General features: G+C 37.9%; 10 protein-coding genes. 3 read left to right on the forward strand and 7 right to left on the reverse strand.

Annotated features, from left to right (window positions below; translation table 11 throughout):
• Positions 1 to 103 precede the first annotated feature (103 nt).
• A complete protein-coding gene (holA, locus tag H5968_RS19815; protein ID WP_187041327.1) occupies positions 104 to 1090 on the reverse strand; it encodes a DNA polymerase III subunit delta in 987 nt (328 codons plus the stop codon).
• A gap of 27 nt (positions 1091 to 1117) precedes the next feature.
• Between holA and H5968_RS25855 the strand changes: the two genes are divergently transcribed.
• Together H5968_RS25855 and H5968_RS19820 are read left to right on the forward strand one after the other, a co-directional pair.
• Positions 1118 to 1246, forward strand: a complete 129-nt coding sequence (locus tag H5968_RS25855; protein ID WP_255427199.1) for a hypothetical protein — start codon at positions 1118 to 1120, stop codon at positions 1244 to 1246.
• Between the two features lie 68 nt (positions 1247 to 1314).
• Positions 1315 to 2103 (forward strand): DUF1868 domain-containing protein, encoded by a 789-nt coding sequence (locus H5968_RS19820; RefSeq protein WP_187041328.1) that lies wholly within the window; start codon positions 1315 to 1317, stop codon positions 2101 to 2103.
• A gap of 201 nt (positions 2104 to 2304) precedes the next feature.
• Here H5968_RS19820 and H5968_RS19825 read toward each other — a convergent pair whose 3' ends face one another.
• Positions 2305 to 3084 (reverse strand): RDD family protein, encoded by a 780-nt coding sequence (locus H5968_RS19825; protein WP_137667514.1) that lies wholly within the window; start codon positions 3082 to 3084, stop codon positions 2305 to 2307.
• 27 nt (positions 3085 to 3111) lie between these two features.
• Complete coding sequence (locus H5968_RS19830; protein WP_187041329.1) at positions 3112 to 3945, reverse strand: hypothetical protein; 834 nt, start codon at positions 3943 to 3945, stop codon at positions 3112 to 3114.
• Between the two features lie 81 nt (positions 3946 to 4026).
• On the opposite strand from H5968_RS19830, the gene H5968_RS19835 reads away from it, so the two are divergent.
• A complete protein-coding gene (locus H5968_RS19835) occupies positions 4027 to 4992 on the forward strand; it encodes a stage II sporulation protein M (protein ID WP_187041330.1) in 966 nt (321 codons plus the stop codon).
• 101 nt (positions 4993 to 5093) lie between these two features.
• Here the strand turns inward: H5968_RS19835 and H5968_RS19840 are convergent, their stop codons facing one another.
• From H5968_RS19840 to H5968_RS19855, 4 genes are all read right to left on the reverse strand, one after another.
• Positions 5094 to 6413: a DUF58 domain-containing protein gene (locus H5968_RS19840; RefSeq protein ID WP_187041331.1), complete on the reverse strand. Its 1320-nt coding sequence runs from the start codon at positions 6411 to 6413 to the stop codon at positions 5094 to 5096.
• Positions 6414 to 6668: 255 nt separating this feature from the next.
• Positions 6669 to 7601: a DUF4344 domain-containing metallopeptidase gene (locus H5968_RS19845; RefSeq protein ID WP_187041332.1), complete on the reverse strand. Its 933-nt coding sequence runs from the start codon at positions 7599 to 7601 to the stop codon at positions 6669 to 6671.
• A gap of 786 nt (positions 7602 to 8387) precedes the next feature.
• Positions 8388 to 9338: a MoxR family ATPase gene (locus tag H5968_RS19850; protein ID WP_096572063.1), complete on the reverse strand. Its 951-nt coding sequence runs from the start codon at positions 9336 to 9338 to the stop codon at positions 8388 to 8390.
• Positions 9339 to 9521: 183 nt separating this feature from the next.
• The gene (locus H5968_RS19855) at positions 9522 to 10634 is read right to left on the reverse strand and encodes a DUF4350 domain-containing protein (RefSeq protein WP_187041334.1); all 1113 of its coding nucleotides are present in this window, start codon (positions 10632 to 10634) and stop codon (positions 9522 to 9524) included.
• Positions 10635 to 10671: the final 37 nt, after the last annotated feature.

Genomic DNA, 10671 nt, shown 5'->3' on the forward strand with positions numbered 1-10671 from the left:
TCGGAATTTTGATCAAGGTTGGGACTGGGGACTGGGGAAGAAGCAGGGGGAAGTTATTGGTATTTTTCCCAATTACCAACTACCAATTACCACCAATTACCAATCACCGTTTCTGATATACTTGGCATAGTTCAATGACTTTAGTTTGTAGGATTGAGGTTTCTGAAGCTCCTTGTTTGAGGCTAACTTCTAATTCCAGCAGTAGGGGTAAAGATGAAATTAGTTGTTGTACAGAAAGAGATTTGACTTCTTGCTGTAAGAAGTAAATACGTTTGGGGTTATTGATTTCCGCTGCTTGGGCGATCGCTTGGGGGTTGCGCTCTCCTGTTTCCATCATAATCTTTACCCATAGCCATGTGCGAAACTGCCCTATCAAAGTGGCAACAATTCTTAAACCCGGTTCAGCCGCATTTATTAGATCCCCGACAATACCCAAAGCTTTAGCTGTATCACCCGTTCTAATAGCTGCTGCTAATTGCAAGGTGTTTTGAGTAGTATTTCTGACTAACTGCGTGACAGTTTTCACATCTAAAGGTTTATTACTACCTCCCATAAACAGGCGTAATTTTTCCATTTCTGTATAGAGAAGCCTGGTGTCGTTGCCTATAGACTCCGCTAATATTTCCGCAGTTTGGGAAGTTAATTTTACACCGACATCTTGAGCAACTTCATTGACAGCTTGTACCAACAATTCAGTTTTCCAGGGGGGAATAAGTGAAAACTCGCGGATTTCGGCAAATTGTTTGATAAATTTTGTAGCTTTGAGACGTTCATCAGGTTTACTGCGGCTTGTTACCAATAAAAAGGAATTTTCAGGAATTGCGGGTAAAGTCCGTTGTAATTCTGATAACGCATTTTCTGGACACTGTTGGCATAAATTAGAATTGACTAACCAAACCAAACGCCCACCAGCACCGAAAGCGGGAGTCATAACTTGATTTAAAGCCTGAATTATTGCATCAGGTTGATCTGGGGGAAAAGCGGTATAGTTAAAGCTTGTCCAAAGAGGATCAAGAAGGCGATCGCGCAAAGCTGCAACCGCCTTTTCCATCGCAAAATCATCTTCACCCCAGTAAACGTAGATTGGCATAAATTGGTGATAGTTGATAGTTGATAGTTGACAGAGAAACATAAAATTGATTACCCAGTCACCAGTCACCAGTCACCAGTCCCCAGTCCTCAGTCACCAGTCACCAGTCCCCAGTCCCCAGTCCTCAGTCACCAGTCACCAGTCCCCAGTCCCTAAATAAAATAACTTGGTCAAATTATGTAAATTTTCCTACAATCTATCAAGAGAGCGCGAGGCTAAGAAGATTGGACGACAACTACCAAACCTATTTAAATCGGGTAGCACGCATGACGCTACCAGAATCTTACAAAACCCAAGTTCAGCATATCCAGGAATCTTATAAATTTAAACCTGTTGATGGAGTCAGAAAACCAGCACCATTTCCTGGTTATACACTGATTACCCCACCAGCAGCAGAAGATACACAGAACGCTGATTTTTACAGCCAAATTGAGACTTTTCAGCGATTGCTGTTAGAGTTACCAATCAATTCTGATTTGATTGTACCTCTACCTCCTGCCAGTTTTCATTTCACCTTAGCGGACTTGATTTGGGATCATGCTTACATTCATGCTACTGAGAAAAATCCCCAATTTGAACAGGATTTAAATACTTGCTTAGGGAATTTGTTTAAGCAGTATCAACAGTTGCGGGGTGAAGTCAGTAATCCCATTTCTTGGCAAATGCTAGGACTAATAGTAATGCCAAGAGCTTTAGCGGTGTGTTTAATACCCAAAGATGAAAGATCCTATGAAGAAATTATTCAACTGAGGCGGTTGATTTATCAAAATCGCAAATTAATGGGTTTGGGAATTGAGCAACATTACCACTTTACTGCTCATGTTACATTAGGTTATTTTGGCGAAATTCCTACTGATTTAGATCGGGTACAACTCAGTAATTTGTTATCTGAATTAAATCAAAAATGGCTGTTGAATTTTCCCGAAATTGTAGTTCATCGGGCTGAATTAAGAAAGTTTGACGATATGACAGCCTATTATCGTCAACCTGACTTTACGAGTTTAGAGTTTTAATTTGTTAGTTGTCAGGGAATAGGGACTGGTGACTGGTGACTAGTGACTGGTGACTAGTGACTGGTGACTAGTGACTGGTGACTGGTGACTGGTAACTGGTAACTGGGGACTGGGGACTGGGGACTGGGGACTGGTGACTGGTGACTGGTGACTGGGAATAAATATGTTTCTTTCTTCTTTATCCTGCCTGCTGCCTGCTGCTTAAAACTCTGGTTGTTGATAGGCTAAATAAACAGCTTCTAAAAAGACATCAGAGGAAATATCAGCAGGTAAAATTATTAAATTTATAATAGATTTTACCTGCTCAGATAATTTTAGTGATAGAGATGACCGAGCTTTTTTAGACATTCCATTGCGGCGTTGTAAATATTCACGAATAATGGCAAAATCATCAGGCAATAATTGAGATAAATCCGAGATTTTTTGCAAACTGATATAAAAAGATTTTGCCTCATCTGAAATAGTAAGATTGGCAGATTTATTAACTTGTTGGGTTTGAATTACTATCGTTCCTGCGACTAAATCACCAAGGCGCTTTTCACTTTTAATAGACATAATTAAAAAAGCGCCAATAAACAAAGTCTCATCAATAGGACGCAGTAAAGCCCGGAGAGAAGCTTGTTGTAAACCCAAAGGTCTGCCATCATCTCGCACCACACGAATTTTTGCAATGCGTTTACCAGGGGTTTGTCCTTGCCAGAGAGTTTCAAAAAAAACAAAATAACCTGTGTAAATAAAGAAAAGAATCAGGAAAGCGATCGCAGTCATCCATAAACCAAAACCAGGACCAAAAATCTCTGAACCAATATCATATAATTGATTAGAAATAAATGCCCAGACTGCGATAAACAGAGCTAAACTTAAAGCCAAAATCTGATAGTCAATAATTAACGCCCAAGCTCGACTTCCTATACCAGCTAAGGTAAATTCTAACTCAACGCTTTCCGGGGTGCTGAATTTGATTCTGTTGAAAAGGTGCATGATTGGAAATTATTTTTCAATTTTGCTTTAAATTTCTCGGTCACGTAACTCCAAACCTAAACCCTCACGCCGACTTCTTAGGTCATAGTAAATTACAGCTTTAATTGATTGCCAGAATGGCATTACAAACATTCCTCCTAGCAAACTGATCAGCATAGAAATAAAATACACTAGTCCGTAAATGAGCGAACCTGGTTCTAGTGCCAGTAAGAATAAACTAGGTAAATAATTAAATAAAAATACAATTGGTAGTGTGACAATACCAGCAACTATCACCACCCCTTGAATACGAAAAGCTGAAGCTTTGGTTAACTCCCAACTTCTATTCACACTCTCCGCACCATTAATATTTTCCTCAACTGCTAATGGTACTTCAGCTATCACCCAACGAGCGTAAAACCAAGTTAGTCCTGCCACGATAATAATTACCATCAAAACAGCGACTAAAGCGGTTGTAATTATAGCTCCTTCAGTACCTAAGATGACACTTAATACCCCTGCGAACAAACCAATCACTATACCACCTGCAATTGCTAGTCCAAGATAAACTAACAACAGATATAAACTTACTCGGAAGTAAATTCCCCAAAATGACCATAAAAGAGGCTCAACACGATCCCTGGCATCTGGAAGAGGTTCTGGTTGGTTAGTGAGTTCGCCAAAGGCTAAACGCGAGATTAGTCCAGAAATGGCTGCATATTTTGCCCAGCCATAGATAGGAACTAAAACCCACAAATGAGCTATCAAGGCTAGTTGAAGATACTTTTTGAGGTGAGAACGATACAAACGTACACCGGCACTGACTACATTACCAATACTTAATGGTTCAGCATTACTGGTATAACCCAAGTTGTCAGACATAGTAGTAAATGTTCCTGAAAATTACAGTTGGCAATTTTGAGTCCATATTAAGCTAAATTAAACTCAGTACCCGGAAATTTTATGAATATTAAACGTTGGATCGGCAGACGAGAGGAAAATTGGCAACGTCTAGATTCTCTATTGCGGAAAGTAGAACAAAAAAAGTTAAAATCTCTCAAATCTGGGGAAATTAGAGAATTAGCCAGCTTATATCGTTCCGTAGCGGCAGATTTAGCCCGCGCTCGTACCCAGGAAGTAGGTAATACTTTAATTCAAAGTTTACAATCCCTCACAACTCGCGCCTATACTCAAATTTATCAGGGTTCACGCAAACAAGAATGGCAAGCAGCGTTAGAATTTTACCGTTTTGGATTTCCGGCTGTAGTGCAGCAAACATTTCCATACATAGCCACCGCCACAGCTTTATTTATCTTAGGTGGTTTAGTAGCTTGGTGGTATGCTTGGCAAGATCCCAGTTTTATGTCGCTGATAGTACCAAATCATATAATTTCCCAGGTCCGAGATAAAGGTGAGTTATGGATGGGTTCTATTGTCGGTATTGAACCTTTGGCATCCAGCAATATTATGATTAATAATATTTCCGTGTCTTTTGTTGCTGTCGCTGGAGGAATTACTGCCGGATTATACACAATTTATATTATGATATTTAACGGTTTATTAATTGGTGCGGTTGGTACTTTAGTTGCTCAAAATAATCTCGCTTATCCATTTTGGGCGTTTGTGTTTCCTCACGGTTCAATAGAATTACCCGCTATCTTTTTTGCAGGTGGGGCTGGACTTTTAATAGCCAAAGCAATTATATTTCCTGGTAAATATCGCCGTCGAGATGCAATTAAATATTATAGTTCTCTAGCTGCACAATTGGTATTTGGAATTGTGCCGATGTTAATTATAGCTGGAATTATTGAAGGTTTTTTCTCACCTAATCCTATTGTTCCAGACCCGATTAAATATTTAGCAGGAATGGGATTGTTTATATTTTTAGTGCTGTATTGTAATCGTAAAAATAAATTGGTTAAGGGATAAAAAATTAAAAATTAAAAATTAAAAATTAAAAGTTAAAAATTAAAAAGGAATGAAGAGGAAGATATTTTAGCAGTAAGGGTAATTCTTCCTCCTGACTCCTGCTAAAGCTGATTTCTGGCTTTAAGTTTTAGATAACTTTCAACTAATTGATCAGAAATTTGATTTGCTGGTGCATCCAGAACCAAAACACCTTTTTGTTTTAATTGGGCAAAAGCAACTTGTCTTTGTGCTAATAAATCTAGAGATACTGCACGAGTATAAGCTGTTGTGATATCGTCAGTAAAATTGTGTGCTATGTGGTCAACTTGGGGATCGCGGAGGGTGACACAAAAAGGTAAATAACGGGGTGCTAATTTGCAGAGTGCAGTGAGAAGTTCTGAAGAAGCCGTAATATCAACTAAGTCAGTAATTACCACTACTAGCGCCCTGCGGGTTTGCTGTTGAACTACATGAGTGACAGCGCCTAAATAATCAGATTCTAATAATACTGGTTCAATGGGAGTAAGTCGATCAATTAGTTGATTAAGGTGATGTTGTCCCCGTTCTGGGGGTATCCAGGTGTGTACTTGACGATCAAATACAGCTACACCAACGCGATCGCCCCGATGTAAACCCGCCAATGCTAAGGATAATGTGGTATTTAAACCCCAGTCAAATCGCTGTAAACCCTGGACTCTGGCGGTCATCAATCGCCCACGATCTAGTAAAATCAGTACAGTTTGTTCCTGTTCTGGTTCTAAAACTCTGACTAATGGACCTGTGTTACCATAACTACGTCTAGCGGTAGCTTTCCAATCGACAAACCGCAAATCATCACCGCTGCGATAGTTCCGCAGTTCTGCAAATTCTGTTCCTATACCCATTTGACGAACTTTGCGGATAGAACCAGATGATTGTAATGTCAGACGAATCGAGAGCGATCGCAACCCCATTAAATCAGGATACACTTTCACCCGTGTATTTTGGGGAATTTGCCAATCATCCCACCCTAACCCCCAATTTCCCAACTGTCGTACTTGAATATTTCCCCAAGGAAAATCTCCTCTTTGATTTGGTTGTACAGTGTAAGTTATCTCTTGGGTGTTATTTGCAGAAAGATTAACGCTGAGAGTCGATGTAGAAACAGTAAACTCTGTCGGATAGTAATCACGAATTTGAATAATACTATTTGTATTTCCTGATTCTACCTTTAACACTACTGGATTATCACGGCCAATAGATAAACGTGAGGGTAATTCCCGACTAATTTTAACGCGAGATTTTCTCACTTTTAAACTATCAATAACCATCAATCCTAAAACCACAGCATCAAATAACAAAGTTAAAGTGATGCTTTGGTAAATACCCACAATCATGGATAAAATGGGTGATACAGCAATTGCTAAACCTAATAAAAAATAAACTTTTTTAGATGGAATCATATAGTTCACAGGTGACAGGTGACAGAAAAAAGTGAATAGTTATCAGTTATCATTATTCATGCTTTATTGTTAACTGTTAACAGTTAACAGTTAAGTGACTTCTGATCCAATTTCTTTATGAGGCTGCGCCTAAATTCTTCATCTCTTATTTCCTTCTTTCTTTGTGTCCTTTGTGTCCTTTGCGGTTAGTTCATTCTTGAATTTAGCGCATCTTTATCAAGAATTGGTATGACTCCTAAATTCTTCCAACTCTGATTATAATAAATTCATACCTTCTCTTAAATGAGGATTGAGTATAGTTCGCCAAGCCTTCAGTTTTTTATTATAATCTATTCGGCAAGTAGTTTGTCTTTCTGGTGGGATACCTATATTTTCTACCAAAACATCATACTCTTTGGGGTTTTTACCATAAACCAAACAAATAATATTATAAAACCTTTGATAATTCAAAGAGTGTTCATCCCAAAAAGATAAATCTTGACTTACACTTTCCATTTCCTGATTTCCAGATAAACCAAATTGGATAGCAGAAGCTAAAGCTGCAAATTCCTGTCCTAATTCTGATAATAAAATTGTCGAAAATTCATCAACTGTATCTTCTTCTTTACCAGTTACAGGTAAATCTAATTCTTCGATGAGTGTATGTCCTAATTCATGGAAAAAAGTAAAAACCGTTGTACCTGCTACCCGACGATTAACTTTATTAACTATTTCCGGTTCATTAATATTTAATTCCCTTGATTGATAGTATTCCATAAATACATCTGTGAATCTATCTATTAATTCATAGCAAAGAGTAATACTATGTTCAGAGGATTTATAATAGGCGTTGACAGCACCACAGTCACCCAAAACAATTTTGACATCATTGGGCATAATTAAAACTCTATTTAGCTTTTGGGCTAATTTTTCAAATGATTGATATTTTTGGAATCTTTCTTGTCTTTTGATAAAATGTTTGCGCTGTAAAGGAGTATAAATTACTTGAAATTTTCCTGTAGCATCTACATTATTACTATTATGCCTATTCCTAATTATTTCGTTAGTATTGCCAATTAATTTAACTGGCGTTTGCTTATCAATAGGATTGATAGAAATAACAATTATACATAAAGCTAGAATACTGACTAACAGGAAAATTTTTAGTTTAATATTAATTGATTGCAAATAATTGAATAGGTAAGACATACTGTGGTATATACAATATGATTGAAAACTTGGTAAGGAGTCAGAATTTTTGATAAATTTGATCAATCAGTAGATGAACAATGAGAGAATGAGAGGATGTTTGTAAAGTCTAATTTGTAAAGTCTAATTTGTAAAGTCTAATTTGTAAAGTCTAAATTAATGGCAAATAAAAACGGTAGCATCCCCAATGTGTAAATTTATTTTTATCTAACGGAAAAATGATCCAAAGTCCTGATAAGCTGATGTGCAGCTAAACTGTATAATTAAAAAATCTGAAGTTACAGTAGCACAAGCATCTTGTTTGTATTAATTATTCAAGTTAAAGGAACAACAGCTTATGATTGAACCGCAAAGACGAGCCAGTGCGTTGGGCAGCTCTGCCGACTTGTAGCAACTGGCGTGCAAAGGACACAAAGGTAAGAGAGCAAGTCCTAAGTTGACAATTTCATAGACAAAACTATACTTATATTGACAAAAATCAATATATTTTTAGGAAAAAATCAACTACTTGATATATAATACGGTGATATCAAGTATTGAATTGAGACTATTGCCGACGCGAAAACCAAGCAATGATGGTGGTAGTCTTTTTCAGAAACTTAATTGGAACACAATCGCGTCTGGCTAAGGCGTGAAAGTCTACTGAGGGATAACTGCTCCCATGCTCCCGTTGAAGTAGAAAGTAAAGTCTAGTTTTGTCTAGGTTTTATATAGCAGATGTTTTCGTGTTGCTGCGGTTATCTTTTCAAAATTGGGATGCTCCCGATAAAAACAGCAAATTGCTGATTATCTGGGAACTGGAACTTGATTAATTACCGCAGCTATTACCGCATCAATTTGTAAACCATCCAGCATTGCTTCTGGTTTCAAAAGTAAACGATGACGCAACAGTGGAGACGCAACAGCTTTGATATCATCAGGTGTGACAAAATCTCTACCCGCTAACCAAGCAGATGCTTGAGATGTTTGTAACCAAGCACCAGCAGCGCGAGGAGATGCACCTAAAGCTAAATCAGGATATTGACGAGTTTTTTTCACCAATTCCAAGAGATAATCAACTATAGCTTCAGATACCTTAACTTGTTTAACGGCTTGCCTAGCCTCTAAAATATCAGCTACTGTAGTGATTGGTTTTAACTTGGCAATATCCAAGCGTCTAGCTGCAAAACCCGCTTGTCGATTTAGTAACATTTGCTTTTCTGCTGCTTGATCTGGATAATCTACAACTAGCTTGAATAAAAACCGATCTAACTGTGCTTCTGGTAAGGGATAAGTACCTTCAAATTCCAGGGGGTTTTGCGTCGCAATCACCCAAAATAAATCTGGTAATGGTAAGCTTTCACCATCTAAGGTGACTTGCATTTCTTCCATTGCTTCCAGCAGTGCAGCTTGTGTTTTGGGGGGAGTGCGGTTAATTTCGTCAGCGAGTAAAACTTCTGTAAAAACAGGACCTTTTTTGAGTACGAAGTTGCGACTATTTAAGTCGAAAATATTTGTTCCTGTAATATCCGATGGTAAAACATCTGGTGTAAGTTGAATCCGTCGGAAATCTGCTTGAATTAACTGCGCTAACACTTTGACTAGGAGTGTTTTGCCAGTTCCGGGAACACCTTCTAAAATTATGTGTCCACCTGCTAACAATGCTATTAGCGATTGCTTAACTAGGTTGGATTGTCCTACAATTATTTGGTTTAGTCCTTGTCCAAGGCGAATTAATACAGGATGTGTTGCACTCATATTTTTATGGATAACGTAAGTTGCTAATCAAGAAATAGGAGTCAGGAGTCAGGAGTCAGAATTAATTTTTTGTCTATGTTTCCATCACGGTTATAACTAGCAACTTGCTAATAATTCAGGAGTCAGGAGTCAGAATATTTGATAGATCAGTAGATTATCAAATCTTGAGTTAAAGATTAATTTTTAGATGTTAGATTTTGAATTGTGATTTTTCCGTAGGCTTTGCCATTTCCCTAACCAGCTTATCAGGTCTTGTTCACTGATTCGGTGTTTTTTTACTTGTAGTTTTAAGACTGCATCTAGTTCTGCTGCATTTTTACCTGTTTGATCTTGCCAAACTTTGAGTAAAACTTCATTTTCTACTAGTATTTGACCTAATCCTAATACTTTTTGTAGTTGCAGTTGTTCTTCTTTTCCGACCATTTCCAGTACAAAATCGCTAGATTCTGCTTTTTGTAAAACTCCTGCTAATGCTTGTATGTAAGCCTGACTGTTATCTATAACTGGTGTATCTAAAGTGACGGGTTTACCAAAGCGGCGATTTTCAGACCAAATTAGCACTAATAACAATACCACCACCTGTACCAATGCTGGAAATAAAGGAGTTTTCGCCAAGTAACCCAATAAATCGCCTCTTCCTTCTTTCTCTCTGATATCAGGATCTTTGTATCCGTGGATATATTCGTCTATAAGTATTTTCTGGTTACCTTTGGTAACTAAATCTGCTAAATATACAAAATTTGCTTCTTCTTGATAAGCATTGGCGGCTAAATGGGGAGTGGTAGCGAAAATGACTTTGCCTTTACCATATTTCTCTTCCCAGACTACAGCACCATAGCGATCGCCTAACAAAACTTGTTCTAACTCTTGTTCTGACTGAGATTTTTGATATCTTCTGCTAGTGTCAATTTTGACATCCCCAAAAGCTGATTTTTGATTGCTGCTAAATTCTGCCGCTGTTGGTGGTTGTTTTACACCTAAAATCACTAAGGTATTACCTTTTTTTACCCATTCAATTTGTTGTGAATAAAACATTGGGTTTCTGAGAGTGCTGTTCACCTGGAGCAAAGTTACAGGGTTTGTTTCGGTTTCAATATCACTAAAAGGCTTTTGCCAATGTTGGATATTTGTGCCTTGAGATTGCATAAAAGCATACCAAGCACCATAACCTTCAGGTGCGCGATTATAACTAGAACCACTATTGATTTTACTACTAGGAGCAACTGTTATGCTAAGTAAAATTATGGCTGCTAGAGCGATCGCACCTAGCCAAATAATGCGGTTACGGCGTTTCATATTTTTAGGTGACTGGGGACTGGGGACTGGGGACTGG

This window comes from Sphaerospermopsis sp. LEGE 00249 (assembly GCF_014299995.1).
Taxonomy (GTDB): Bacteria; Cyanobacteriota; Cyanobacteriia; order Cyanobacteriales; family Nostocaceae; genus Sphaerospermopsis; species Sphaerospermopsis kisseleviana.

Coding starts and splice junctions, on each gene's coding strand:
- holA (WP_187041327.1), bottom strand. CDS start 1,090: ATGCCAATCTACGTTTACTGGGGTGAAGATGATTTTGCGATGGAAAAG.
- H5968_RS19825 (WP_137667514.1), bottom strand. CDS start 3,084: ATGCACCTTTTCAACAGAATCAAATTCAGCACCCCGGAAAGCGTTGAG.
- H5968_RS19830 (WP_187041329.1), bottom strand. CDS start 3,945: ATGTCTGACAACTTGGGTTATACCAGTAATGCTGAACCATTAAGTATT.
- H5968_RS19835 (WP_187041330.1), top strand. CDS start 4,027: ATGAATATTAAACGTTGGATCGGCAGACGAGAGGAAAATTGGCAACGT.
- H5968_RS19840 (WP_187041331.1), bottom strand. CDS start 6,413: ATGATTCCATCTAAAAAAGTTTATTTTTTATTAGGTTTAGCAATTGCT.
- H5968_RS19845 (WP_187041332.1), bottom strand. CDS start 7,601: ATGTCTTACCTATTCAATTATTTGCAATCAATTAATATTAAACTAAAA.
- H5968_RS19850 (WP_096572063.1), bottom strand. CDS start 9,338: ATGAGTGCAACACATCCTGTATTAATTCGCCTTGGACAAGGACTAAAC.
- H5968_RS19855 (WP_187041334.1), bottom strand. CDS start 10,634: ATGAAACGCCGTAACCGCATTATTTGGCTAGGTGCGATCGCTCTAGCA.